At 65.2% G+C, this 26,128-nt stretch carries 24 protein-coding genes and 1 pseudogene; 12 read left to right on the top strand and 13 right to left on the bottom strand.

What is annotated here, in order from left to right:
• Positions 1-144 precede the first annotated feature (144 nt).
• The 3 genes from AVE30378_RS12145 to AVE30378_RS12155 are packed head-to-tail and all read left to right on the top strand — an operon-like array spanning position 145 to position 4,414.
• Positions 145-2,643: a TonB-dependent siderophore receptor gene (locus AVE30378_RS12145; RefSeq protein ID WP_129241117.1), complete on the top strand. Its 2,499-nt coding sequence runs from the start codon at positions 145-147 to the stop codon at positions 2,641-2,643.
• Complete coding sequence (locus AVE30378_RS12150) at positions 2,637-2,912, top strand: hypothetical protein (protein WP_129241118.1); 276 nt, start codon at positions 2,637-2,639, stop codon at positions 2,910-2,912. Before AVE30378_RS12145 ends, AVE30378_RS12150 begins: the two co-directional genes overlap by 7 nt.
• Positions 2,909-4,414: a PepSY-associated TM helix domain-containing protein gene (locus AVE30378_RS12155; RefSeq protein ID WP_129241119.1), complete on the top strand. Its 1,506-nt coding sequence runs from the start codon at positions 2,909-2,911 to the stop codon at positions 4,412-4,414. The genes AVE30378_RS12150 and AVE30378_RS12155 overlap by 4 nt, the downstream gene beginning before the upstream one ends.
• Here AVE30378_RS12155 and AVE30378_RS12160 read toward each other — a convergent pair.
• Genes AVE30378_RS12160 through AVE30378_RS12185 form a run of 6 tightly spaced genes read right to left on the bottom strand, consistent with a single transcriptional unit; the run spans position 4,404 to position 9,946 of the window.
• Positions 4,404-5,048, bottom strand: a complete 645-nt coding sequence (locus tag AVE30378_RS12160; RefSeq protein WP_129241120.1) for a GntR family transcriptional regulator — start codon at positions 5,046-5,048, stop codon at positions 4,404-4,406. The genes AVE30378_RS12155 and AVE30378_RS12160 overlap by 11 nt on opposite strands.
• Positions 5,045-6,391, bottom strand: coding sequence for an LLM class flavin-dependent oxidoreductase (locus tag AVE30378_RS12165; protein WP_129241121.1), 1,347 nt, complete (start codon positions 6,389-6,391; stop codon positions 5,045-5,047). Before AVE30378_RS12165 ends, AVE30378_RS12160 begins: the two co-directional genes overlap by 4 nt.
• Before the next feature lie 28 nt (positions 6,392-6,419).
• On the bottom strand, positions 6,420-7,493 hold the full coding sequence (locus AVE30378_RS12170) for an LLM class flavin-dependent oxidoreductase (protein WP_165360162.1): 1,074 nt from the start codon (positions 7,491-7,493) through the stop codon (positions 6,420-6,422).
• Between the two features lie 10 nt (positions 7,494-7,503).
• Entirely contained in the window at positions 7,504-8,307 is an 804-nt protein-coding gene (locus AVE30378_RS12175; RefSeq protein WP_129241123.1) for an ABC transporter permease, read from the bottom strand.
• A gap of 29 nt (positions 8,308-8,336) precedes the next feature.
• Positions 8,337-9,170, bottom strand: coding sequence for an ABC transporter ATP-binding protein (locus tag AVE30378_RS12180; RefSeq protein WP_129241124.1), 834 nt, complete (start codon positions 9,168-9,170; stop codon positions 8,337-8,339).
• Complete coding sequence (locus tag AVE30378_RS12185; RefSeq protein WP_129241125.1) at positions 9,167-9,946, bottom strand: class II aldolase/adducin family protein; 780 nt, start codon at positions 9,944-9,946, stop codon at positions 9,167-9,169. Before AVE30378_RS12185 ends, AVE30378_RS12180 begins: the two co-directional genes overlap by 4 nt.
• A 257-nt stretch (positions 9,947-10,203) precedes the next feature.
• Between AVE30378_RS12185 and AVE30378_RS12190 the strand changes: the two genes are divergently transcribed.
• On the top strand, positions 10,204-11,217 hold the full coding sequence (locus AVE30378_RS12190; protein WP_129241126.1) for an ABC transporter substrate-binding protein: 1,014 nt from the start codon (positions 10,204-10,206) through the stop codon (positions 11,215-11,217).
• Here the strand turns inward: AVE30378_RS12190 and AVE30378_RS12195 are convergent.
• A pseudogene (locus AVE30378_RS12195) lies at positions 11,183-11,625 on the bottom strand (fumarylacetoacetate hydrolase family protein). The gene AVE30378_RS12190 and the pseudogene AVE30378_RS12195 sit on opposite strands and share 35 nt — an antisense overlap.
• 142 nt (positions 11,626-11,767) lie before the next feature.
• A complete protein-coding gene (locus AVE30378_RS12205) occupies positions 11,768-12,484 on the bottom strand; it encodes a GntR family transcriptional regulator (protein ID WP_129241128.1) in 717 nt (238 codons plus the stop codon).
• A gap of 345 nt (positions 12,485-12,829) precedes the next feature.
• Here AVE30378_RS12205 and AVE30378_RS12210 point away from each other — a divergent pair, with 345 nt between their 5' ends.
• From AVE30378_RS12210 to AVE30378_RS12235, 6 genes are all read left to right on the top strand, one after another.
• Positions 12,830-13,240 (top strand): RidA family protein, encoded by a 411-nt coding sequence (locus tag AVE30378_RS12210; protein WP_129241129.1) that lies wholly within the window; start codon positions 12,830-12,832, stop codon positions 13,238-13,240.
• Positions 13,241-13,323: 83 nt separating this feature from the next.
• Positions 13,324-14,145 carry an alpha/beta fold hydrolase gene (locus tag AVE30378_RS12215; RefSeq protein ID WP_129241130.1) on the top strand — a complete coding sequence of 274 codons (822 nt, stop codon included), beginning with the start codon at positions 13,324-13,326 and terminating at the stop codon, positions 14,143-14,145.
• A gap of 16 nt (positions 14,146-14,161) precedes the next feature.
• Complete coding sequence (locus AVE30378_RS12220) at positions 14,162-15,523, top strand: metal-dependent hydrolase family protein (protein ID WP_129241131.1); 1,362 nt, start codon at positions 14,162-14,164, stop codon at positions 15,521-15,523.
• 31 nt (positions 15,524-15,554) lie between these two features.
• Positions 15,555-16,631, top strand: coding sequence for a substrate-binding domain-containing protein (locus tag AVE30378_RS12225; protein WP_129241132.1), 1,077 nt, complete (start codon positions 15,555-15,557; stop codon positions 16,629-16,631).
• Positions 16,632-16,673: 42 nt separating this feature from the next.
• Positions 16,674-18,233 (top strand): sugar ABC transporter ATP-binding protein, encoded by a 1,560-nt coding sequence (locus AVE30378_RS12230; RefSeq protein ID WP_129241133.1) that lies wholly within the window; start codon positions 16,674-16,676, stop codon positions 18,231-18,233.
• Positions 18,234-18,377: 144 nt separating this feature from the next.
• Positions 18,378-19,283: an ABC transporter permease gene (locus AVE30378_RS12235; protein WP_244235025.1), complete on the top strand. Its 906-nt coding sequence runs from the start codon at positions 18,378-18,380 to the stop codon at positions 19,281-19,283.
• Between the two features lie 6 nt (positions 19,284-19,289).
• Here the strand turns inward: AVE30378_RS12235 and AVE30378_RS12240 are convergent, their stop codons facing one another.
• From AVE30378_RS12240 to AVE30378_RS12260, 5 genes are all read right to left on the bottom strand, one after another.
• Positions 19,290-19,874 (bottom strand): lipid-binding SYLF domain-containing protein, encoded by a 585-nt coding sequence (locus AVE30378_RS12240; RefSeq protein WP_129241134.1) that lies wholly within the window; start codon positions 19,872-19,874, stop codon positions 19,290-19,292.
• 212 nt (positions 19,875-20,086) lie between these two features.
• Positions 20,087-21,067 (bottom strand): helix-turn-helix transcriptional regulator, encoded by a 981-nt coding sequence (locus AVE30378_RS12245; RefSeq protein WP_129241135.1) that lies wholly within the window; start codon positions 21,065-21,067, stop codon positions 20,087-20,089.
• A 59-nt stretch (positions 21,068-21,126) separates the two neighbouring features.
• Entirely contained in the window at positions 21,127-21,906 is a 780-nt protein-coding gene (locus tag AVE30378_RS12250; protein WP_129241136.1) for a hypothetical protein, read from the bottom strand.
• 80 nt (positions 21,907-21,986) lie between these two features.
• Entirely contained in the window at positions 21,987-22,814 is an 828-nt protein-coding gene (locus AVE30378_RS12255; protein ID WP_129241137.1) for an acid phosphatase, read from the bottom strand.
• 120 nt (positions 22,815-22,934) lie between these two features.
• Entirely contained in the window at positions 22,935-24,212 is a 1,278-nt protein-coding gene (locus AVE30378_RS12260; protein ID WP_129241138.1) for a putative bifunctional diguanylate cyclase/phosphodiesterase, read from the bottom strand.
• 305 nt (positions 24,213-24,517) lie between these two features.
• Here AVE30378_RS12260 and AVE30378_RS12265 point away from each other — a divergent pair, with 305 nt between their 5' ends.
• On the top strand, positions 24,518-25,468 hold the full coding sequence (locus tag AVE30378_RS12265) for a Bug family tripartite tricarboxylate transporter substrate binding protein (protein ID WP_425265783.1): 951 nt from the start codon (positions 24,518-24,520) through the stop codon (positions 25,466-25,468).
• Between the two features lie 2 nt (positions 25,469-25,470).
• Positions 25,471-26,112: a glutathione S-transferase family protein gene (locus tag AVE30378_RS12270; RefSeq protein WP_129241140.1), complete on the top strand. Its 642-nt coding sequence runs from the start codon at positions 25,471-25,473 to the stop codon at positions 26,110-26,112.
• Positions 26,113-26,128 lie beyond the last annotated feature (16 nt).

Raw genomic sequence — 26,128 nt, forward strand, 5'->3', positions numbered from 1 at the left:
CGCCCCAAGGCAAAAAAGCGCCCCCTCGGGGGGCAGCAAGCACGCGTAGCGTGCGCAGCGTGGGGGTCTTTTTTTTTGTCACCTTTTTGCGTCTGGGCCGACAAGTCCATATAGCACCTTCGCTAGCACTCTGTCGGGATCAGCATGGTTTCAAGCAAGCACACAGTAGCCTGGCCGCCCAACTGGGCGAGCCGCCGGGCGGCCGCGGGCGCGTTATGCGCCGCATTGGGATGGGCGGTGGCCGCGCCCGCCGTCCTGGCGCAGCCCGCCGGCACCTCGTCGGGAGCCGCAGCATTGCCGCGATTCGATATTCCCGCCGGTCCGCTGGGGCCGGCGCTGGCCGCGTTCGCCGGCGCGGCGCGCATCAATCTTTCCTTCGATCCGGCGCTGGCCGAAGGCCGGCGCACGGCGGGGCTGCAAGGGGCCTGGACGGTGGACGCGGGGCTGGCCCGGCTGCTGGCCGGCACGCCGCTGGTGGCGCGGCGCGACGGCGCGAACGTCTACACCCTGCGGCTGCTGCCCCAGGAATCGGCGGCGCTGTTGCCGGCGGTGCGCGTGGAAGGCGCGGACGAGCCGGCCCGGGGCGAGGCCGATGGCATCGTCGCGCGGCGCAGCGCCGCCGGCACCAAGACCGATACGCCGATCCTGGAAATCCCGCAGACCGTGAACGTGGTGACGCGCGACGAGATCGCGATGCGCGGAGCCCGCAGCGTGGTCGAGGCGCTGGCCTATACGCCCGGCGTCTATGCGCCGGGCGGCAGCGCGGACCTGCGCTACGACAACATCTACCTGCGCGGCGGCTATGCGGCGCGGAACAATCTGGACGGCGCCCGGCTGCCCTACGGCGCCTACAGTTTCGGCATGCTGCAGATCGAGCCCTACGGGCTGGAGCGGATCGAGGTGCTGAAAGGGCCCTCGTCGGTGCTCTACGGCCAGAATACGCCGGGCGGCCTGATCAACATGGTGAGCAAGCTGCCGACGCAGACGCCGCGGCGCGAGATCGAATTGCAGACCGGCAGCTACGGCCGGGCGCAAGCCGCCCTCGATCTGGGCGGTCCGGTGGACGAGGCGGGGCAGTGGAGCTACCGCCTGGTCGCGCTTGAGCGCGACGCGGCCCAGTCCGCGCATTATTCCGAAGAGGACCGGACCTTCGTCGCCCCGGCGCTGACGTGGCGGCCCTCGGCGGCCACCTCGCTGACCCTGCTGGGCTTCTACCAGAAGGACCACCAGGTGCCGCTGTACGGCAACCTGCCGGCGGCGGGGACGCTCTATTCCAATCCCAACGGCCGTATCCCGCGCGACCGATTCGCGGGGGAACCGGGCTGGGATGCCTACGACCGGGAGCAATATTCGGCCGGCTACCTGTTCTCGCACCAGTTCAACGACACCTGGACCGTCAAGCAGCAATTGCGCTACAGCCACATGCGGGGCGAGGCGCGCACCACCGTGGGCTACCTGCTCGACCCCGCCGACATGCGGACCTGGTCGCGCACCATGGCGCGCGGCCAGGGCACCGGCACGACGCTGAGCGTCGATACCCAGGCGGTCGCGCGTTTCCGCACGGGCGCGGTCGGGCACGAGTTCCTGGCCGGGTTCGATTACCTGGACATGCGCGATACCTACAAATTCGCCAACGTCATCGCCGGGGTGCCGCCGCTGGATCTCTACGACCCGGTCTACGGCCGGCCGCGGCCGGGCGTGCGCGACCTGATTCCGCGCATCGACGCCGTCCAGCGCACCGAACAGTCCGGCGTCTACGCGCAGGACCAGATCTCGTACGGCAACTGGCTGTTGACGCTGGGAGGACGCTACGACATGGCGCGCAGCACCACCCGCAACCAGTTGACCTCCGGCAAGGTGGCGCAGAGCGATTCCGCCTTCACCGGCCGCGCGGGGCTGACCTATGTGCTGGAGAACGGCCTGGCGCCCTATGTGGCCTATTCCACCTCGTTCGCGCCCACCGGCGGCACCGACTACGAGAGCAATCCGTTCCAGCCGTCCAAGGGCCGGCAGATCGAGGCGGGGCTGAAGTACCAGCCGCCGGGCAGCGACAGCATGGTGACCTTGTCCGCGTACCAGTTGACGCAGACCAACGTGCTGACCAGCGATACCACGCCGGGCCGGCCGCCGGGCTTTCAGGCGCAGACCGGCGAGACCCGCGCCCGCGGCATCGAACTGGAAGGCAAGGCCGGCCTGGCTCGCGGCTGGGATCTCATCGCCTCTTATTCGTACGTCGATGCCGTCGTGACCAAGAGCGCCAACGTCGATGTCATCGATGGCGCGCCGCAATCGCGCGAAGGCAAGAAACAGTTCTACGCGCCGGCGCACCAGGCGGCGGCGTGGCTGGCCTATAAGGTGCAGGACGGGCCCTTGCAGGGATTGGGACTGGGCGCGGGCGTGCGCTACATCGGCGCCGATTGGGGCGACGCGGCGAACACGCTGCGCATCCCGTCGGTGACGCTGGTGGATGCCGCGCTGTCCTACGACCTGGGCCAGATGCGGCCCGAGCTGCGGGGGTTGAGCCTGGCGCTGAACGCCAGCAACCTGTTCGACCGGACCTACGTGGGCACTTGCGTGACGGCGACCGCCTGCACCTACGGCGCGGGGCGGCTGGTGCTGGCCACGCTGAAGTACGCATGGTGACGCGGCGCGGCGGCTGGCGCGGGACGCTGGCGCGCGCGCTTGCGGCCACGCTGGGCGCCTACGCGCTGGTGTCGGCCGCGGTCGCGGCGGCGGCGCTCCTGCCCTGGGCGCCGGCGGACGCCATTCTCTATCCGGCGCTGCTGGCGATTCCCGCGCACGTCGCCCTGGCGATAGGGTGCTTCGCGGCGGCGAGCCCGCGGCGCGTGTGGGTCGCCATCGCCGCCGGCTGCCTGGGCGCCCTGGGCTTGCGGTGGGGACTGGCGGCATGAGCCCTTTTCCCGAAGGAAGCCTGCGCCAGCGCATGGCCTGGCTGCACACCTGGGTCGGCCTGCTGTTCGGCTGGATCGCGTTCGCGGTATTCCTGACCGGCGCCCTGAGCGTCTATGCGCTGGAACTCAGCCGCTGGATGGCGCCCGAGAGCGCGGCGGCCGGCCCGGCCAGCCGCAGCCAGGCCCTGGCCACGGCGCAGGACTGGCTGGAACGCCATGCGCGCAACGCTGCGTCGTGGCGTGTCGAATTGCCGGACGCGCGCCACCCCTTGCTGGCGCTGTCGTGGCATGGCGAGGGAGGCGAGGGCGGCGCGATGCTGGACCCCGCCAGCGGCCGCGAGATAGTCCCGCGCGACACGGAAGGCGGCGAGTTCCTGGTGGAGTTCCACTACAGCCTGCATGCCGGGCAGGCCGGCATCTGGCTGGTGGGAGCCTGTAGCCTGGCGTTGCTGGTGACGCTGGTGTCCGGCGTGATCGTGCATCGGCGGCTGTTCGCGGATTTCTTCACGTTCCGGCCGCGCGCCTCGCCGGGCCGAGCCTGGCTGGACGCGCACAATGCGCTGTCGGTGCTGCCGCTGCCGTTTCACTGCATGATCGTCCTGACCGCGTTGAGCACGCTGCTGCTGGCCTATCTGCCGGCGGGCATGCACAGCCGCTACGGCGGGGACGTGGCGGCCATGGTGGCCGAGGTCTTTCCGCGTCCGCCGCCCCTGTCCGCGCCGGGCCCCGCGGCGGCCATGGTTCCATTGGCGTCGCTGGCGCAGCGGGCCGAGTCCGTATTGGGCGAAGGCAAGGTCGCCGCGATCGAGATCAGGCGGCCCGGCACGCAAGCGTCGATCGCCGACGCGTGGCGCGGCTTCGACGACCGCCTGCTGGCGTTTCCCGACCGCGTGTCGCTGCGCGCGAGCACGGCGGAAATCCTCGACGTCCGGACGGAGTATCCGGGATCCCTGCGGCTGATCCGGACGCTGGGCGGACTGCATTACGGCCACTACGCCGCGCCGCTGCTGCGCGCGCTGTATTTTCTCCTGGCGCTGTCCGGCGCCGCGATGATCGCCACGGGCCTGGTGCTGTATGTGGCCAGGCCGGCGGCGGCCGCGTCCCCGTTCGGGCGGGCGGCGCATCGCTTGAACGTGGCGATGGTCTGCGGCCCGGTATGCGCCTGCGCCGCGTATCTGCTGGCCAACCGCCTGGCTTGGCCGGCCTCTCCGGGACTGCACGAACGCGAGGTGGCGGCCTTCTTCCTGGCCTGGGGCGCCTGCGGGCTGCACGCGCTGATGCGCGGCGGGCGCAGGCTCTGGCCGGAACAGTGGCGCGCCGCGGCGCTGCTGTGGCTGGCGGTGATGCCCGCCGACCTGCTGGCGCTGGCGGGCGACGCCGAACTGCGGCCCGCGCTGGCCGCGCCGCTGCACTGGACGGTCTGGGCGGGGTGCGCGGCCGCGGCCCTGGCTTGCCGCTACGCCGCCAGGCGCTGCCGCCCCGCGCGGCTGCCTACAGGATGAAATTCCGGTAACGCTCCAGCCAGCGCAGGCCGCTGCGCATATTTTCCTTGCGCAGGACTTCGGCCGCCTCCGCATCCCCGCGGCAAAGCGCGTCCAGCACGGCGCGGTGCTCTTGCAGGGCCTGGGCCGCCCGGCCCGGAAGAATGATGATGCGGCGCGCCAGCACCATGATTTTCTCGCGCATGCCATCCAGCATGTCGGTCAGCAACTGATTGTCGGCGGCAACGATGATGTCTCGGCGGAACGCGTCGTAGCTCGACAGGAAGGACTCGAAGTCGCCGTCGCGGACATAGCCCTCCATCGGCTCGCCGAGCGCCGCGACGTGCCGGTCCCAGAATGCGCGCGGCGCCTTCTGCGCGGCCTGCCTCGCGCCCAGCCCTTCCAGCACTTCGCGCACGGCGAAGATCTCGACGATCTGTTCGTGGCCCAGCCGCTTTACGACCGCGCCCCGATTCGGAATGCGCTCGATCAAGCCGCGCTGCGCCAGGATGCCGAAGGCATCGCGCACGGCCGCGCGCGATACGCCGAAGCGCTCGGCCACCTCGCTTTCACGCAGTTTGGCGCCGGGAGGGATTTCCTGCGAGGCGATCCGGTCCCGCAATTGCTGGTCCAGCGCCACGATGGGCTTCTTCAAGCGACCTGCCTTTCCCCTGCCTGCGCGCGATCGGGGCGGGCCAGCCCCAAGTGCTCACGCAAGGTAGTGCCTTCGTAGTCATTGCGGTAGATGCCGGTCCGCTGAAGCAGCGGGACGACCTCGTCGACGAATTCGCGGATGCCGCCCGGCAGGTGCGAGTACTTGATGATGAAGCCGTCGGCCGCGCCCTGCTCGAACCAGGTCTGTATGGAAGCGGCGATCTTCCCGGGCGTGCCGGTGACGGCGAAATGCCCGCGGCTGCCGGCCAGGCGGCGGATGAGCTGGCGTATCGTCGGCTTGTCGCCCCAATGGCGCACCAGATGCTCGATGATGGCGAGGCGGCTCTTGATCCCTTCAAAGCCCGCCACGCTGCCCAGGTTTTCCGGCACGGGATCATCCAGGTCGAACCTGGAAAGATCGATCCCGAAAGAGCCCAGCAGATTCGCGTACACCGACGGCACCAGCAGATCGTCCAACTGATTGCGCAGGCGCCGCGCTTCTTCATCCGTGCTTCCGATCACCGTCAGCAGGCCCGGCACGACCTTCAGGCTGCCGGGGCTGCGTCCGGCCAGCGCCACGCGCCGCTGCATGTCCTGGTAAAAGGCCTGGCCGTAATCCAGCGTGGGCTGGGCCGTGAACACCATCTCGGCGTGAGCCGCGGCGAAGTTGCGGCCGTCTTCGGACGAGCCGGCCTGCACCAGCACCGGATGCCCTTGCGGCGGGCGCGGCAGATTCAAGGCGCCCGCGACACGATGCCGCCCGCTGTCGTAGTCCAGCGGCCGCACCCGGGCGGGGTCGGCATAGCGGCCATGGTCGCGGTCCGGCGCCAGCGCGGCATCGTCCCAGCTATCCCACAACTCGCGGATCAAGGCGGTATATTCGTGCGCATGGGCGTAGCGCTGATCGTGGGGCACGACCTGCGCATGGCCGAAGTCGCCCGCGGTCGCGGTTTCGCCGGTGGTGACGATGTTCCAGGCCGCCCGTCCGCCGCTCAGATGGTCCAGCGTGGCGAAGCTGCGCGCCAGGTTGTAGGGTTCGGTATAGAGCGTGGAGCCGGTCGCCACCAGGCCGATGCGCTCGGTTACCGCCGCGACGCCGGCCAGCAGGGTCAGGGGTTCCAGTTCCCACCGTATGCTTTGCCGGATGCGGGGCGTGTAGGCCAGGAAGTCGGCAAAGAACACAAAGTCCATCTTGCCGCGCTCGGCCAGCCGGGACAGCGATTGGTAATACGACAGGTCGGTTCCGCGCCACGGTTGGGCCGAGGGCATGCGCCAGCCGCCTTCGTGGTCGCCCGATTGATGGAATTCCGCGCCCAGGATGAGTTTCCGCTGAGAGAGAGCCATTGCATTAGCTTCCTGATGAATGCCCGGCTCAGGCCGGTGCCAGATCGAGATTGGCGGGCCGTTCCAGCCCGTAATGCCCGCGCAGGGTATTGGCCGCGTAATCGCGGTCCAGCCAGCCGCGCTGCCGCAGTTCCGGCAGCAGGTAGTCCACGATGTCGCCCAGGTCTTCGTCGACCACCGCCGGCACCAGGTTCAAGCCGTCCACGCCCAGGTCCTCGACCCAGGGCGCCAACTGGCTGGCGATCTCCGGCGGCGTGCCCGCCAGCACCGGCCAACCGGGCTGCCAGGCGCCGCCGTATCCGGCGCGCGCGCGCAGACGGCGCTCTACCTGGGCTTCGCTTGGCGAGGCGATCACACTGAAGGTCGCCAGCACCCGCGCGCCGGAGCGGCGCGCGGCCGGCAGCACGGCCCGCGCCGACGGCAGATCCGGGGCATTCAGGAACACGATGTCGGCGGAACCGGCAAGCGGGCCGTCATGCTGCGCCGCCAGCACCACGTGGCCTTGAGGCGGACGCGGAATGTCCAGGGGGCCGGTGACACGGAAATGCCGGCCGACGTGGTCGATGGCTCGTACCCGGCCGGTGTCGACATAGGTGCCTTGGGGCTTGTCGACCTGCCGGGCGTCGTCCGCCCAGCTATCCCACAGGGCGCGCAGCACCTGGTCGTACTCTTGCGGCAAGTCGTCGTCCGGTTCCGGCCGGCGGTCGAAGTTGAGCCGTTCCTCGTCCGTGACGGCACGCGGCAGCCAGCCCGCCCGGCCCTGGCTGGCATGGTCCAGGGTCGCCAACCGCCGCGCGATGTTGTAGGGCTGGCTGAGTTCAGGCGCGATGGCGGCGATGAGGCCGATGCGCTCGGTGCCGGCCGCCAGCGCGCCCAGCAGCGTCAGCGGTTCGGCGGCAAGTCCGGCCGGGCCATGGGCCAGCGTGGCGGGCGCCGCCAGGCTGTCCGGCAAATACAGGGAATGGAACTTGCCCCGCTCGGCCAGCCGCGCGATGCCTTGATACCAGGCGAGATCGGCCGGATGAAAACCCGCATGGCGCCAGGCGGCGGGATGCGCGCCGGGTCCCGGCAACGTCAGGTTCAGGTACAGCGATGCGCTCATGATGCTCATCTCATTGTTTCCAGGCCGAGAAGCGCCGCTCCAGCGCCACCAGCCCGTAGTTGATGACCAGACCCAGGGCCGATACCGTCAGAATTCCGGCGTACATGCGGTCGATCTGAAAATTGTTCTGGGCGTACGTGATGTAGTAGCCCAGCCCGGCGTTGGCGCCGACCATCTCGGCGGCGACCAGCACCAGGATCGAGGTCGCGCCCGCGAGGCGGATACCCGTGAAAATCGTCGGCACCGCCGAAGGCAGCACCACCTTCTGGAACAGCCGCAGCGGCGACAGCCCCATGGAGCGCGCGCACTTGATCAGCAGGGGATCGACATTGCGCACCCCGCTGATGGTATTCAACAGGATGGCCCAGGTGCAGGCATAGAACACGATGGCGATCTTGGAGGCTTCGCCGATGCCCAGCAGCAGAATGAAAACCGGCAACAGCGCCAGCGTCGCGGTGTTGCGGAACAGCTCGATGATGGGGTTGAGCAGCTCCGCCAGGCGCCGGTACCACCCGATCAGCAAACCCAGGGGAATGCCCACCAGCACCGCGAGCCCGAATCCGGAGATCGAACGCAGCAGGCTGGCCAGCAGGTTCTCGCCCGTGGTGCCGTCGTGCCACATATCCAGCCAGGCATGCGCCACCACCGAGATCGGCGGAAAGAAGGCCGCGTCCACCCAGCCGGCGCGCGGCGCGATCTCCCACAGCGCCAGCAAAAGGATCAAGAGCAGCAGGCGTCTCAGCACGCTGGCCAGCGCGGCGAACGGCAAGGCGATGCCGGCCGGCGCGGCGCGGTGCAAAACGGAATCGGTCATGGGTCGGTCTTTCGAGGATTGGATCGGGATCAGGCCAGCGCCTCATGGCGCTGGCTCTGTCGGACCTCGTCATGCAGCAAGGTCCAGATGGCGTGGCGCTGGCGCACGAATTCCGGGCTGGAACGCCAATCGCCGTCGGCATCGCGCCCCTCCCGCCCTTCGATGGCGAACACGTGCTTGATGCGTCCGGGGCGCGAGGTCATGACGGCCACCCGTTGGCCGAGGTACACCGCTTCGTCGATGCCATGCGTGATGAAAAGAATGGTGCGGCCCGTGGTCTCCCAGATGCGCAGCAACTCGTCCTGCAGCGTTTCGCGCGTCTGCGCGTCCAGCGCCGCGAACGGTTCATCCATCAGCAGCACCTTGGGCTCGAAGGCCAGGCTGCGCGCAATGGCGACGCGCTGCTTCATGCCGCCCGACAATTCATGCGGGTAGTGCTGTTCGAACCCCGCCAGGCCGACCAGTTCGAGGTAGTGCCGGGCTTTCTCCACGCGTTCGGCGCGCGACAGCCTGCCTTGCGCTTCCAGCCCGAAGCCCACGTTCTGCAAAGTCGTGCGCCAAGGCAGCAAAGCGTATTGCTGGAACACAATGCCGCGGTCCAGGCCGGAGCCGGTGACCACGCGGCCGTCCAGGCGCACCGCGCCCCGCGAGGGTCGCGTCAAGCCGCCGATCAGGTCCAGCAGCGTGGATTTGCCGCAGCCGCTGGGTCCCACCAGCGCCATGAATTCGCCCGGCGCAATGCTCAGGTTCACGTCCTGCAACACGGTCAGGCTGCTGGCGGCCTTGCCCTGGCCGCGCGTGAACGCCTGCTCGACGTGTTCGAGATCGATGCGCGATCCGCTGGTTTCCAAGTGATGTGTCATAGCCGGTAGGAAGAATCGATGGCGTCCAGCCGGCGCAACAGCGCCGGCCATTCCAGTTCGCCGAACGTGCGCCGCACGCCCGGCACGAACAGCTCCGCGACTTCGCGGCGGATACGCTCTTCCGGATAGACGAGCGCGGCGCCCGTGCCCATGGCGTCGACCTGGATCTGGCAGGCCTGTTCGGCGTTGTAGATGATGTTGAAGGCCTCGGCGATGCTGCGGCCGCAGCTCAGCAGGCCGTGATTGCGCAGAAGCAGCAGGTCATGGTCGCCCAGCGACCGCACCAGCCGCGGCTTCTCGCCGTCGTAGATGGTGACACCCTCGTACTCGTGGATGCCGTAGCGGCCATAGAAGCGCAAGGCCGTCACCGAAATCGGAAGAATGCCGCAATCCAGCGCCGCCACCGCCATGCCGGCACGCGTGTGCGTATGCACGATGCAGTTCACATCCGGCCGCGCCTCATGAATGGCGCTGTGGATGACGTAGCCCGCGCGGTTGATGCCGTAGTCGTTGCGCGGCTTGAGGATGACTTCGCCGTCGTGGTGAATCTTGTAGAGGCTGGAGGCCGTCACTTCGCCATACAGCTCGCCGTGCGAATTGATCAGGAAATGCTCGGGCTCGCCCGGCACCCGCATGGTGATGTGGTTGTTGATGATGTCCGACATCCCGTACAGGTCCACCAGGCGGTAGCAGGCCGCCAGATCCACGCGCGCGGCCCACTCCGCCTCGCTGACCTGTTCGCGGATCGTGGCGGGCTTGCTGAGCACTTGCGGCATGAGTCTCTCCTGGCGAGCGCGGCCAAATGCCGCGGCCAGGCAATCTTGAGGTCAGCGGAGAGCAAAGCGAAGAACGAATTTCGTATATCCAAAAAAACTGCGGCAATAAACGTCGCCATAAATGTCGACGTTCTTGTCGGCAATAGAACCGGCAGGGCTTTGGATATGAAAAAACAATCGAAGTTGGCGCGCGCGCCTTCCTATAACCTGCCTGTCTTCACGCCGCCTTGCCGGTTTTCGATCTGAAGGAGTCATTCATGAAATCAGTCATTCGCCGGATAGCCGCGTTGTCGGCGCTGGGCTGGGCCGCCCTCGTTCCGCCGTCGTCGGCCGCGGCGCCCGAGCAGACCGTCCTGCGCTACCAGGCCTCCAGCGTGGGCCAGATCGCCTACGCGGAGCTGGCCGACGCGCTGGGCTATCTCGCTCCCTTGAAACTCGAACGCGTCGGCGTGCAGGCGGGCGGCCCGGGCGGCCTGCAATTGACGGCCACCGGCCAGACGGAATTCGCCCAGTCATTCAACGGCAGCATCATCAACGCAGTCGCCGCCGGCGCCAGGCTCAAGGCGGTCGCGGCCTACATGTCCACCTCGAAAGAAAACGCCGTGGGCGCCTGGGTGCTCGAAAACAGCCAGGTGCGCGGCGCCCGCGATCTCATCGGAAAGAAGGTCGGCGTCAACACGCTGGGCGCGCTGTGGGATGCGTCGGTCGAGGAATACCTCAAGCGCGGCGGCCTGAACGAACAGGAGCGCAAGCAGGTCACGCTCATCGTGCTGCCCGCCGCCAACATCGAGCAGGCGTTGCGCCAGGGCCAGATCGACCTCGCCCTGCTATCGGCCGGCTTCCAGGTGCAGGCCGAGCAGCGTGGCGGTATCCGCAAGCTGTTCGACGACCATCAACTCTATGGCGACGTGAATCTTGCCAGCATCGTATTCAGCGCCGACTATGTGGAGAAGAACCCCGAGACCCTCAGGCACTTCGTCGGCGCGGTGGGCAAGGCCATCGAATGGCTGCGCGCCCACCCGCGCGACGAGGCGGTTGCCGTCTATAAGCAGTACCTGGAAACCCATGGCCAAGGTTCGGCCGTGAATGGCCTGCAATACTGGCAAGGGCAGTCCGTCGCCACGCCGGGCGGCGTAATCCTGAACGAAGACTTCGCGCGCTGGGAGGCCTGGCAGCAGGCGCGCGCAGGCGCCCGCGCCAAGCCGGTGGACATCAAGGCGATCTACACCAACGCCTTCAATCCTTATACCGGCAAGGTCGCGCAGAAGTAAACGACGCCGCCGGGCCCGGCGGCAGCTTCGTCCCGCGCGAGATCGTTTCGATGAGCATAGGCGCGTCGAAGATCAGATTGCGCCTATTGGAATCCTGGCGTAGTTCGCCATTGACCCAGCATCGGACGTCCTGGCCGGTCACGTCGACTTCGTCCGCCGTTCCGGTCCAGGGGCCCATGGGGCACGAGGTTTCGAAGGAATCTCCCGGGAACCACTGCTCGTGGCTGGCCTGAAGGCCGCGTTCTGTCAGGCCGTTGTGCCAGACACGCGGCCGGGCGCGTCGGCCCTGGAAATGCCCAGGCCGGGCTTTCCGATGATCACACCGGGTTCGGCCTCGTAATCGAGTTGGCCGCAGGCCTTGTCGGGATAGCCGATCCGGGTTCGTGACGCCACGACCGACTCCGGCATTTTCGTAAAGATAAGGGGCGCCTTGGGAATCGCATCGGCCGCCGAAGACGCGCCGCTGTCAAAACCGCCGCGCGCGATTCGCCGCGGCCTTCGTCCACCGAGGCCGGGACGGTCTAGTCTTCAACAGATCGTGTTGCGAGTTTCACGGCTGCTCCTGCTTTTCGTCGGTCGAATCGATTTCCGCTTGCGGCAAGCCGGCAAGCAGGCGGGCGCGGGTGTGCTCGGAGTGGTCCCGGGTGAGCTGGACGAATCGGTCGGCATCGCCCAGCACGAATGCCTGGGCGAGCTGGATGTGCTCTTGCTGCGCTTCCCGCAGATCGCCGGTGAGCCTGGTTTCGGTGCGTATGTAGCTTTCGATCAGGGTTCGCGAATGCTCCAGCGCGCGCAGGTGATGAGGGCTGTCCGCCGGACTCAGCATGGCTTTGTGGAAGCGCGTATTCAGGTCGAACCATTGCGCCCAGCTTTCGTCGTCGGTGTGCTCGGCAAGGCCGCCCATCTCCGAGGCGATCGCATAGACCGCGGCGATGTCGGCCTCCGTGCGCTTCACGATGGCGCGCCTGGCGAGTTCGGTCTCCAGCAGCCGGCGCAGGTCGAAGACCTCGTTGATCTGTTGCGGGTCCAGGGTTGCCACGGCATAGCCCCGGCGCGGATGGAGAACGACGATTCCGTCCGCCTCCAGGCGGGGCAGGGCTTCGCGCAGGGGGCTGCGGCTGACGCCGAGCCGATTGGCCACCTCGTCCTGCCGCAGCATCTGGCCGGGACGGAACACGCCGTTCAGGATGGCATCGCGCACCTTCTGGTAGACCATGCTCGGCAAAGTCTGATTGGAAGCCTGGGCTGAAAGTTGGTCGATAGACATGGGGCTGGGCCGGGTAACACGCTGGTTCTCAAAATTTTATACAAAATAGATTCTTGGAATCCGAGCGTAGTTTTGGAATCGTGCACAGGCGGATTCTAGCGCTGAAGCACCTGAAAATCCAGGAAAAAAGCCAAAATCCCACAGCCAGACAAGGGTATGTACTAATTCATACTTGTCGCCACGAGCTTAGACTTCAATCCTGTCAGCGACAAATTTTATACAATTTTTCCAGGCAGGGCGGACCGCTGGTCTGTGCCGTAGCGCAGGCCTTGCAACGCCCGCTCGATGCCGCGGTGCCCATTGCGCCGTGACGTCAACCTCCCATCCCTCGTTCCAGGAGCAGTCATGTCCAGCCAAGTGAAGTACGTCAACCCGAAAGGCTGCGCGCCCGCGCAAGGTCTGTATTCGCATATCGGAACGGCGGACGGAAAGTTGTTGTTCGTCGCGGGCCAGTTGTCGGTGGGCGCAGACGGCAATGTGGTTGGCAAGAACGATTTCAAGGCCCAGTTCGAGCAGATCTTCCGCAATCTCGGCGACGTGCTCCGCGGCATGGGGGGCGACTTCAACAACGTCGTCAAGTTCACGACGTACTTCGTGCATTCGCAGGACATCGACCTATTCATGAAGCTGCGTGCCGAATATTTTCCGAAGTGGTTCAAGGGGGCGGAACTGCCGCCCAACACCTTGCTGGTAGTGGACCGCCTGGTCAAGGAGGACTTCCTGCTTGAGGTGGAAGCCATCGTGCACGTCGCCTGACACGCCCGAGTCCGCCCGGGCGCGATGCCCGAAGCCGCGCTTCGCGCCGGGGGGCAGTTGTGTTTGACCGTAGGGGAAGTCCGTTGAGAACCGAATCGTTCAGCTTCGAAGGTACAGAGGTCCAATATCTGCGCGCCGGCCAGGGCCGGCCGCTGCTGTTGTTGCACGGCTCCGGGCCGGGGGCATCCAGTATCGGCAATTGGAAGGCCGTCATGGAGCCGTTGGCCAGCAAGTACGAGGTCTTCGCAATGGACCTGATCGGCTTTGGCGGCAGCGGCCGAAAGCCTGCCGCGCCGTTTTTCGACTACGAACTCTGGGTGCGGCAAGCCGTCGCGATGCTCGATCTCATCCCTGCCGAACGCGCGGGGGTGATCGGCCATTCGCTGTCCGCTTCGATCGCGCTCACGGTGGCCGCGCGGTCATCCAAGGTGGCGGCGGTGATGACCACGGGCGCAATGGGCGCCAGGTTCGATCTGAAGGACGGCACCGCGCGGACCTGGACCTGTCCGCGCAACCGGGAAGAACTCCGCAAGGCGATTGGCGGGCTGATCCACCATACGTCCGGAATTGGCGAGGCCTATTACGAGGCGCGTGAAAAGGTCATCTACGCCGAAGGCTACGCCGACTATTTCGATTCGATGTTCGGCGGCGACAAGCAGCAGTACATCGATGCCGCGGTCGTCGCGAAGCCGACACTGGAACGCATTGCGCAACCGGTGCTGATGCTCCACGGCAGGGACGACGAGGCCTTTCCCATGTCGTCGACGATCGAGCTGGCCGGCGGCCTGGCGACCGCGGATGTCGTGTTGTTGAGCGAATGCTCCCACTCCGTCGCCGTCGAGCGCACCGCTACGTTCCTGGCACTGGCGTCGGATTTTTTCCGCCGCCATCTGGACAACGAATGAAAGCAAAGGGGAATCCATGAACAAGAAAGGCTACTTGCTCAAGGGCAGGGTCATCGACGGGACGCTCGATGCGCCCATTGAACGCGGAATCGTCGTGACCGAAGGAGAGCACATTGCCTGGGTAGGCGAGTCCGGGGCATTGCCGGCCCACTTCGCGGCCCAGGACTATGAGGTGGTGGAATTGCCCGGCCGGTCGATCATGCCCGGCTTGATCGACGGCCATACGCATATTTCTTTCGGCGAGTCGCGCTCCGAAGAAGAGAATGCGCTGTACTCGCCGGTCGAGTTCCGTTCGATCAAGGCCATCTATAACGCCAAGAAGATACTTCAGGCGGGAGTGACCAGCGCATTCGACGCCGCCACCACCTACGCGGTGGCGCAGGCGGTGCGGGACGCCATCGAGAGCGGCATGTTTCCCGGGCCGCGCTACACGGTGTCCGGCCGGCAGATCACCAATCATCAAGGCCTGGAGGACGCGTTTCCCAGCGAGATGGCGTTCCCGCCGGGCCAGGCTGCCGTGCTGGTCAAGACCCGGGACGACCTGGTCGAGGCGGTACGGCTGCAAGTGAAGGACTGCGTCGATGCCATCAAGGTATCCGGATCCAACGACAACCTCATCACGCCCGATTCGGCGGACGTGTCCGCCTTCACGGTCGAAGAGCTGAAAATCATCGCCGACGAGACCCATCGGCTCGGCAAGATCTGTAGCATCCATGCGCGCTCCAGGATATCCGCGCGCGACGCCGCCCTGGCGGGTTTCGACAACCTGTTTCACGCGTCGTATATCGATGAAGCCGGCATCGAGGCATGCCTCAAGTCCGGCAGCGTCATCACGCCGACGCTGACGCTGCTGGTCAACCTCATCGAGGCCAACCAGGCCAGCGCCGGCGCTTCGGGGGCCGCGGCGTTCCAGCGCGAGGTCGACGCCGCCCGCAAGAACCTGCGCCAGGCCTATGACGCCGGCGTGCCGCTACTGGCCGGCAGCGAGAGCGGTTGGTCCCCCGTGCCTTACGGCCAATGGCACGCGCGCGAGATGGAAATATTCGTCAAGCTGCTGGGACTGACGCCGTTGCAGGCCATTCATTCAAACACCTTGGCCGTGACCCGGCTTCTCTCGCCGCGCTACCGCGACAAGGTCGGCAAGCTCGAAAAAGGGCGCTACGCGGACATCCTGGTCCTGCCTGGCGACCCGACCAAGGACATCACCCTGCTTCAGCGCCCCGGCGAATTCGACTACATCCTGCAAGGGGGAAAGCCGGTGGACAGAATCGCACCGAATCCGCGCCGCAGGATGTGGTACGAGCGCACCAAGACCTTCTTGTCCGGACTGTACGTCTACGACGAGGCGAACCGGCGCGGCAACTTTCTTCCCGAATAAAACCCGACAACTCTCCTCATCTGGAGGTCGTATGAAGATGTTTGGCTATGGTTTCAAGCGTTTTCCGGCGGTTCTGGGCGCCGTCCTGGCCGGAATGGCAATTCTGGGCGTAGGTATGAATGCCGCCACGGCGGCGGAAGCCGATCGGCTGAAGGGGCTGGTCGAGCCGCTGAAGGCCGACAAGCCGTTCACCTTGGGGGTGACGCTGGTTCACCTGCAGGACGATTTCTGGAAGGGCATCGCGTATGGCATTCAAGACGAAGCCAAGCGCAGCGGCGTCAATGTGCTGCAGGTTTCCGTCGCCGGCGCATACGGCAATGTGCGGGAACAGTTCGCCCAACTGGAAAGCCTGAAGGCGCGGGGCGCCGACTATGTCGTCGTCGGCGCCGCGAGCTTCGATGGCTATGACGCCATGTTCAAGAACCTGCGGGAGGGCGGGACGAAGGTGCTGGCCGCGGGCATCCCGGTAAACAGCCCCAATGTCGCCTTCGGCGTGGGCCAGGATGAGGGCGCGATCGGGATCGCGCTGGCCAAGGCGCTGTGCGCGGTAAAGCCGAACTCGACCACGCTGCCCATTCCGGGCCCGGCCGGCGCGGAATGGGCGCGGTTGCGGTTCGAGGCGTTTCAAGGCGAGGCCAAGAAGTGCCCGGGCATGACCGTCAAGCCGGGGGCGTTCGGCGGCTCGCTGGACCTTGCCTATGGCATGTCGCAGGCTTCCGACCTTCTGCTGCGGGACCCCGGCGCGGATTTCATCTACACCCCGGTGATCTCGCTGGGCATGGGCGCGGTGCAGGCGGTTCGCCAGCAGCGCAAGAACGTCAAGGTCGTGTCGAGCGCCATCGTCCGTGAAGCGATTCCTCTGGTCAAGGACGGGCGCATGCTGGCCGTGGCGTCGGAGCCTGGAATCCTGATGGGACGCCTTATCGTCCAATATGCGATCCGGGACCGCGAAGGCAAACCGATGCCGAACATGGTCAAGGACGGTTCGCTGAAGTATCCGCATCTGCTGACGCCTCCGGTCGTCATCACGCCCGAGAACGTCTCGAAATACGCGTTCGATGAATACGACATTCCGCCGAAGGGCTGGAACATCACGTCGTCGCAATGAGCTGCGTTCGATCAACCGGTCCGGATTAGGCAAGGGGCGCATATGCAAGGCGAACAACGCGAGGCGGCCGGGCCGGTGCCGGCAATCGATCATGCGCAAGCATTGGTGTCACTGAAAGGAGTCTCCAAGCGATTCGGCGCCACGCTGGCATTGAACCAGGTGTCGATCGACTTCCATCCCGGCGAGATCCACTGCGTGCTGGGGGAAAACGGGGCGGGCAAGTCGACCATCGGGAAGATAATCGGCGGCCTGTACCCGCCCGACGAGGGCACGCTGGAGGTCGGCGGGGGCGGCGTCGCGTTCAAAACCATCAAGGATTCGCGCGCGCGCGGGCTGGCCATGGTGTTCCAGGAGCTTTCGCTGGCGCCGGACCTGTCGGTCCGCGCGAATCTGCGCCTGGGCTCGCAGAAGGCGGGAGGGCCGTTCAGCCTGCTGCGCCATGCCGAGGAAACGGAGGAGGCCCGCGCCGTGCTCGTCAGCCTGGGCTGCGAACTGGATGTGGAGATCCCGGTCAGGGAGCTGTCCGTCGGTTCGCAGCAACTGGTGGAAATAGCCAAGGCGCTGCTTCAGGCGCCTACCCTGTTGATCCTGGACGAGCCCACGGCCATGCTGGGCGCCGCGGAAAAGGGAAACCTCTTCAAAGTGCTGCGCGGCCTGCGCGATGCGGGGAAATCCCTGGTGCTGGTCACGCACCACGTCGACGACGTCGTGGAACTGGCCGACAGAGTCAGCATCATGCGCAACGGCAGCCTGGTCGATTCGTTTCTCATGCATCCGGGCCTGGACGCCAACCATATTCTGGAAAGATTGACGGGCGGCAAGCTGCCCAAGGCGACGCCGACGGATGGCCGCCAGGAACACAGTGAAGAAGTGCTCCGGATTGACGGCCTGCGCAGGCGTTGCGGCGCCCCGGAGTCCATCGGGGTGCGGCGTGGAGAAATCATAGGACTATACGGGGTGGTCGGCTCCGGCGCCGAGCGGCTGATTCATGCGTTGTCGGGGGCTACGCGTTGCAGGGAGTTCCAATTCGAACTGGCGGGGCGGCGCTTCGATCCCCGGGATCCCGCGGATGCGGCAGCTTGCGGCGTTTCGTACTTGCCCGCCGGCCGGGCCAGCAACGGCATTTTTCCCTCGCTCTCGATTCGGGAGAACCTGTGCCTGTCCATGCTGGACAGGCTCGGCCGGTATGGCTTTGTCTCGAGCAATGCCGAGCGTGCGGAGACGTCGAGGACCTTGAGCCATTTCGGAGTCAAGTACGCCGACATGGACTTGCCGATCACGGGCCTGAGCGGAGGCAATCAGCAGAAGGTCCTGATGGCCAGAGCCATGGCGCGGGCGCGCCACGTCCTGGTGTTGGAGGAGCCTACCGCGGGCATCGACATCAGTGCAAAGCTCAGTCTGCACGATCGCATACGGGATCTGGCGCAATCCGGCGTCTGCGTCGTGTTGCTCTCCAGCGATCTCATGGAAACGATCCAGTTGTGCCACAGCGTGCTGACTTTCTACGAAGGCAGGGTGGCTCAACGGTATGAAAACCCGACGCTGGGCGACCAGGCGGAGATAGTCGCGGACGTGCTCGGCCAGAACTCGGCCGCGCACTGAGCAGGCGCGGCGCCGCCACGGCGCCGGGTGCGAGACCGGTGAACCCACTATATAGAGATATCCAGAATGCAAGGTCTAAGGATGGAATTCGGCAATGGCGGCAGGGCGGGAACCGGAAAGCCGAGGCAGATCGGCTCGAGCTTGATGTTGCCCATATTCATCGTAATCATGGCCGTGGGGACGTCGCTCGTGGAGCCGAAGTTCGCTTCGCTCGACAACCTGCGCAACCTCGCCACGCAGATGATGCCGCTGTTGATACTGGCGGTCGGCCAGGCCTTCGCGATCATCAGCGGCGGGCTGGACCTGTCGCTGGCGGCGGTCATGTCCCTGGCCGGCGTCGTCGGCGTATTGACGATGGAGCAATACGGCCCGGTCGCGGGTGTCGCGGTGATGTTGGGCACGGGTGTAGCCGTGGGCTCGCTCTCCGGGGCCATCATCGCCTGTTTCAGGGTCAGTCCGCTGGTGGTGACCCTGGGCATTCTTTCGGTCGCCCAGGCCACGGCCCTGATTCTCTCCAGCGGCGTTCCGATCTACAACATCAACCCCGCCTACGCGGACACCATCGGCTATGGGGCGTTGCTGGGCATTCCTTCCACGGTCTGGATCGGGGTGATCTGCGCGGCAACCGCCGGACTGGTCTTGCGCCACACCGTTTTCGGCCGCCACGTGTATGCCGTCGGTTCCAGCCTGTCGGCCGCGACCAAATCGGGCATCAACGTCAAGATGACCACGATCTTGACCTATGCGGCCAGCGGCTTGTGCGCCGCGATCGGCAGCGTGGTGTTGACCGCGTGGGTCGGGTCGGCGCAACCGGTGGCGGCGCCGAATCTGACGCTGGAGTCGCTGGCCGCCGTCGTGCTGGGCGGCGTGGCGCTGACCGGCGGCGCGGGCGGCATACGCCAGGTGGTATACGGTGTGGTGATACTGAGCATGCTGTCCAACATCATGAACATGGTCGGAGTGTCCGCCTATTATCAGACGCTGGTCATCGGCGTGGTCATCATCCTGGCGGTCATCCTGGACCGCCTGCGCACCGCCGCGGCGAGATAAGAGCGATCAGGGCGTGATGCGCGTGATCTTGGAGCCTTCCAGCCCCATGCCCGCCATCAGGCCCTGGGCGCCGAAAGGCACGGCGAAGACGTCCTGCGACAGCGTGGTCGTGGACACGCTGGACGCCGTGTATTTATCCCACAGAACCAGGCTGGGGCCGCTGCCGAGAGCCCAGCCGTCGCTCTGGTCCAGATACGCCAGCGACTTATGGTTCATGAAGAAAAGCGCGTAGCCGAAAGTCTGCGCGCCGGCCTGCAGGCCCAGCGAGACGGCGTCGATGGCGTAATGGCCGGTCGCCTCGCGGCCCTTGAATAGCGTGCCTTCTCCATGCTCGCCGCCAACGACGAAGCCGGCCTTGTAGATCTTTGGAAACACCAGTATCGCCACCGCCTTCTCGCCCAGTTCATGCGTGCTGGGTTCGGCCGCATAAAGATGCTGCAGAGCGCCCGCGGACGCCTCTCGGATCTGCGCCGCGCTGTCGGCGCGCGCGGCGCCCGCGCAGGCAAGAATACCGGCCAGCATCAACGCGATGGCGCCCAGGCTGCGGGCAAGGCGGGAAGAAGTCCTCGCAGGATTGTGTTGGCTTGCCATGGCATACATTAGTGAAAGCTCCTGATTCTTCGTTGGGCGCCCGAGTGTGTCAGCGCCGATGGAATATTGAGATCGAGGCCATGCTTGCCATCCCCAGGGCGCAAGCATCGCTGCAAAACGGTTTTCTGGCGTCCGCGCCCGCCAACTTCGAGGCGCCGCCCTGGATTTCGGGTTGTAAACCTCACTTTTTCTTGGCTGGTGTTTCGGAAATTTCAGGCCGCGTGCAGCGCGGAGCGGAAGCGGGATGGCGCGTTTCCGGTCCAGCGCTTGAATGCGCGGGTGAAATGCGCCGGGTCGCTATAGCCGACCATGTAGGCTATTTCGGTCGCCGTGTATTTACCCAGCCGAACCAGCCGAAGCGCCTCGCCGCGACGCGTCTCGTCCCGCAGCTCTTCGAAATCGACGCCGCTGGATTTGAGACGCCGCTGAAGCGTCCGGGGCGACATTCCGATTTCCCTTGCAACCGATTTGAGCTTGACGTCGCTTTGATCCGATATCCGCTCAATAAGCAGGCCCGCGGTATCAATCGTCGATTGCAGCGATTCAGTAATCCTCCAGGCGTCGTCCGTCAAATCTTGAAGGGGAACTTCCAGCAGCCCACGGTCGAATTCGACCATGTCATATTCAGCTCCTGTTTCGATATTCGGGCCCAGGCACTGTTCAAGCGCATCGTCGCCTCGCGCTCGCGACGCCTTCAGATGCACGCGTATGGCCGACGGCTCTCCAGCCATGAGAGGCACCTTTCGAAGCACGGCAAGGCTTCCGAGGATGAATTGCCGCGGATCCTCTTCGAGCCGCCCCGTGAAGCGATGAATAAGCTTCGTCTTACGGCCCTCCGTAACGATGTGGACCTCTCCCCCCTGATGCAGCAACGCCGCGTGGGTTGCTGCCATGGCACACGCCTGCGCCACATTCGCCGAGCCCAGGACCAGCTCACCCCATGCGCCGAGCGAACGCAGCTCCATCAAATGGCCCACATGGGCGCCGCCGAACGGGTCCTGCGCAACGGCCGCCATTTCGTTGGCAATGCGGAAGCAGTCAGCACGCGGCAGCCAGATGTCGGGGGTCTGGAAAATATTCGGGGAGATGCCGAGGCGCTTGAAGAATTCAAGGGAAGATACGCCTCGAGTTGCCAGGTAAGGGGCAATCTGCAAGAAACTTCTCAGTTTGATGGACGGCGTGGAATTCGACATGGGCTTAAGCGCTTGTTCACGCGCAGTATTATATTGACCGCCTGGCCATAATGAACCGGCTAGAACTTATACGTCAGGCCGATGATCGGTCCGCGCTGCACCATGTCGTAGATAAAGCCGCGATGGCTATAGTCGACGCCCATTGCCCGGTATCCGGCCGCCACGGAAAAATGGTCTCCAATCTTATAGCCGACCGCCCCGGTCAGATCCCAGTCCAGTTTGGCTCCGCCCCCGCCCGCGGTGGCCCAGCCCGTGACGTAAAACCTGTCGGTAATAAAGCGCGTTCCCCTGAAGCCCGCGACGGCATCTATCCAGGTGGCGCTATCGCGCCGTTTGGTTCCATTTAGCAGGCCGCCATCGAACGATAGGCGCGTGCTGACGGACCAGACCCGGGCGCCAGCGACGATATCCAGGTTGCCGTGCTCATTGGCCAACAGGCTATAGCCGCCGCCGATCAGGCCGGAGAATGTCTTCATGGTGACGTCGATGTCCTTTCTCAGATGGCCTTGCGGATTGCTGTCCGTATCCGACATCCGCGCGTAAAACAGGTCGCCAAAAACGGTATACCGGTCGCGCCTGCCCTCGAAGGCCCCCATGAAAGCGAAGTCCAGCTCGTGCCATATGTCTCCGAAACTCGACGTCATTCGGGCCGCGGGCAGATTGAACTGCCCCGCCTTGCCGCTTGCGCCTGTCGCCCAGACGTAGGGGCTGACCGAGAACTGCCATCCGGCCGATTCCGCGGTCGCGGCCTTGGGTTCGTCCGGCCGTGCGCCGTCGCTACCCGCATGGGCGCCTCCGCCGAAGAGCATGAACGTCGCTGCCGCCAAAAAAACACGCATATTCCACCTGGTTTATTCGATTCGGGATTCTGTTGACGATGCGGGCGGCTCCACGGAAGGGCTGCCCGATGTCGCGCTAGTCATTTCTTGGCCGAAAGCGCGATGGCCTCGGCGGAGCATTCGAGCTTCGCTGCCTGGCCGGCCGCCTTCGCGCGCGCAACCTCGTCGCGGGCCAGCTTTACGTCCTCGACAAATGCGGGATCGGAATGCAATCTCGCCACGGTCGCCGCACCCATGATGCGTCCCGCGTCGACGTCGCTTTGCCAGTGCGCGTTGCAAATGACACGGCTTTGCCCAAAAGCCAGTCCTCGGGCGAGCAGCTCGTTCTTGCGTTCGGGGTTGACCTCCGTCAGCACCAAGGCCCAGGCCCAGCCGGCCGCCGTGTGCCCGGAAGGATAGGATCCGTCGTTTCGAAGCAGAGGTTCCTGGTCCGGCCAGCAGGTGCCTTCATCGTGTACGACAAATGGCCGCGTCCGGTGCTGCGCGTTCTTGACGCCATAGGTGGAGAGGCCCGCATCCGTCAATATCCGTTGCATCAGCTTGTATACGTGGGGCGTCGCGTTCTCTTCGATAGGGACTCCCATCGCGCATGAAAAATTCTTCGCCGGCTGTGGAAAGTCGAGATCGGCATCCAGCCTCGCCAGTTCCCAGCGGGCGGTTTTCCGCAGTGGAATCGTGGCCTCCCGCGCTTCTTCATCACGAGCAAATCGCGCGCTTCCGGCGGGAGGCGGCGGTCCCAGCAGCAGGAGACTGTCCGGAAGCTCGGACTGCTTGATATATCCCGGGGCGAGTTGAAAATGGGGGTCGCTGACTTCGGGTTGCGGCGCTCCGTTATCCGCCGCATTGGCAGAGCATGCAAAACCAGCGCCCAAGGACAACAACAAAAAAACCCAACCGCGTGCGGACATGCGTTTACTCCTGATTTCGTTGAAACGATGCGCGGCGCCGGCCCGCAGTGCTTGCGCGGGACCGCCAATGGCTGGGCGGCAAGCGCTTTGGCGGGAGGGATCACGCGCGAGATGAATTCTTTATAAAAATTGCGCGATATCGCTCGGCCTTCCGAAGTAAAACCCTTGGAATGCGGAGCAGCCGACACTTTTCAGATACGTGAGCTGCTCAGCCGTTTCCACCCCTTCGGCCACGACACCCACCTCAAGCGCCCGGGCCAGCATGATGATGGCCTCTACGATCCCTTGGTCTTTCTTGCTCTTCACGACTTCGTCGATAAATATCTTGTCGATCTTTATTCGGGATACCGATAGATTCCGCAGATAGCCCATGGACGAAAATCCAGTGCCGAAGTCGTCCACGGCAATACCCACGCCGGCGTCACAGATTCGCTGGAAGCTGCCTTGAAGCCTGTTTCCCTCCGTATTCAGGAACACGCTCTCCGTCACTTCCAGGATGAGCCTGCCTGGCGCTATCCCATACTGTTCCACCAGGCGCACCAGCTCGCCGACGAAAGACCAGTGATTGAACTGGTGCGCGCTGACATTGACGCTCAATGTCCAGGCGGCGGATTTCGCGTTGCCGGCCCATTTCTCCAGTTGTTTACAGCTTTCTTCCAGGGCCCAGGCGCCCAGGCAAATGATCGCGCCGCTCCGCTCTGCCATAGGGATGAATTGCGCGGGAGGAATCTGTCCATACTCGGTCGAATTCCAACGCATCAATGCTTCCATGCCTATGACTTTCTGTGAACGGTCAACAATGGGCTGATACTGCAAAGACAATTCCCGGCGCGCCAGCGCATTGCTCAACGCATCCTGCAGCGAATGGACGGCCTGGAGGCCGGCGATTTGCTCCAGGACCGCGCGCTGGTCGCACAAGCCGGTTAACGCGGCGGAAACGATGCCGTGGGAAGCCGGGGCGGTTGCATCATCTGCGAATTCCCGTTCCAGCGGGGCGGCCTCAATGCCGGAACGGCTTTCTTTGAGAATGACGATCGCGCCGTCGATGACGTCGGAAACGAAAGCGGCGGGAATTATTGTTGCCATGCAAACAGCGCTGTCGGATGTGAATGCCGGGTCTTCGATGGGTTGCGATACCAATTCGCCGGCAAGTGCCTTGGAGAGAGATTCTTTCAACTGCCGATAATTCTGTATTCCAAGCGTTTCAACGAGGCGACGTCCCAGTAGCGGTCCGCGGCCCAGGCCTCTCGATTCAAGCCATTCGCAGTTGGTGTGGCGCAAAACGCAATTGCCATCGATCAAGCATGCGGGGAATCTCAAGCTCCTCAGTAATCGCTTCAGCCGAGCCAATTCAATACGTCGATCAGTTCCTGGTTTTTCAGTTTCAAGATCTTCCATCCCTTCCTCCCGCGCGCACTCAACAAAGCAGTCGAATGGAGCAGTATCAAGGCCTTGGATATCTTTGGCCTTGTCCAGCCAATGGCGGCATACATGCCAAAGATCAGTCCGAATGGTTGAGCTAGGTTAAGAGATCGCGCCGACGGAAACTTGCCATTTGGTGCCAAGTGCGGGCTGACTGCCCGCTTCACAGGGTTTCCCCTAAATCAAATTTCCTTGCGGAAAATCAATGTGCTATAGGACACTTTGTGTCATGGCGGAATCGATCCGCGACACACAGGGGAACGAAGATGAGGTTTCGGGGCATGGCGGGCGCATTGGCGCTGGCGGCGGGGATGGCGGGCGGCGGGGCCCAGGCGGCGTATCCGGAGCGGCCGATCCGGCTGGTGGTGCCGTTCGGCGCGGGCGGGATCACGGACATCGTCGCGCGCCAGGTGGGCAAGGGCATGGGCGACGTGCTGGGGCAGGGAATCGTGGTCGAGAATCGCCCGGGCGCGGGCGGGGTGATCGCGGCGCAGTTGGCCGCCACCGCGCCGGCGGACGGCTATACGATCTTCATGGGCACGGTGGGCACGCAGGTAGTGAACCCGTTGATCTACAGCAAGCTCGGCTACGACGCGGACAAGTTCGCGCCCGTGGGCATGGTGTCCGGTTCGCCGTACCTGCTGGCGGTGCGGGCGGGCGTGCCGGCGGCCACGTTCGGCGAATTCGTGGCCTACGCCAAGGCGCATCCCGCGAAGCTGAATTTCGGCTCGGCGGGCAACGCGAGTTCGCCGCATCTTGGGCTGGAACTGTTGAAGCTGACGGCGGGCGTGGACATCGTGCACGTGCCGTTCAAGAGCGGCAGCGAGGCGGTGAACGCCGCGATCGGCGACCAGGTGGACGTGGTGATGGACGCCAGCCCCGTGATCATGCCGCACGCGGCGTCGGGCAAGCTGCGCGCGCTGGCGGTGGCCGCAGACAAGCGCCTGCCGTCCGCGCCTGGAGTTCCGGCCGCGGGCGAGGTGGGCGATGCCGGCCTGCAGATCAGCTCCTGGAATGCGTTCTTCGCGCCGGCGGGCACGCCGCCCGCCGTGCTGGAAAAGCTGAGCGCCGCCTTGCAGAAGACCTTGTCCTCGGCGGAGCTGAAGGACCGGCTGGCCTCGCAGGGCACGCAACTCTACACGGGGACGCCCGGCGAGTACCAGCGCTTCATCGCCGGCGAGAAGGCCAAGTGGGCCGAGATCGTGAAGCGCGCCAACATCAGGATGGACTGACGATGGGCCGGACACCTCACCCCCTGGCGGGCAAGCCGCTGGAACTGGCCGATACGCTGCGTTCGGGCAACGCCTGGAAGATCCGGCTGGCCTGCGGCTATATGGGCCTGCCGATCGCGCGGCGCACGTTCGACATCGTCCAGGGCGACCTGGAGACGGAGGCGTTCGCGCGCATCAATCCCTGGCGGCAGGTCCCCGCCCTGCTGACCCCGGAAGGGGAATGGCTGGCGGAGTCGCAGGCCATCCTCTGGTATCTGGGGCAGGGCACGCCGTGGCTGCCCGCGGACCGCCTGGCGCAGGCGCGGGTCAGCAGTTGGCTGAGCTTCGAGCAGACGCAGCATATGCACGCCTTCGCGCAGCCGCGCCTGCTGATCCATTTGCGCCGGACGGCGCGGGCGGACGACCCGGCCATGCGGGCATGGCGCGAGACCGGCATGAAGGCGGCGGCATGGATGGATGCGCACCTGGCGGGCCGGACCTATCTGGTCGGGACGGCGCCCACCATCGCCGACATCGCGCTGTTCCCCTACACGAGCATGGCGGCGGAAGGCGGCTACGACCTGTCCGGCTTTGCCCATATCGACGCCTGGCTGGCGCGCATGCGCGCCTTGCCGGGCTTTACGCCGTTGATTGAAACGGCATGAGCGACTCAATCCGATG

Origin of the sequence: Achromobacter veterisilvae (assembly GCF_900496975.1) — a bacterium.
GTDB classification, from domain to species: Bacteria; Pseudomonadota; Gammaproteobacteria; order Burkholderiales; family Burkholderiaceae_B; genus Achromobacter; species Achromobacter veterisilvae.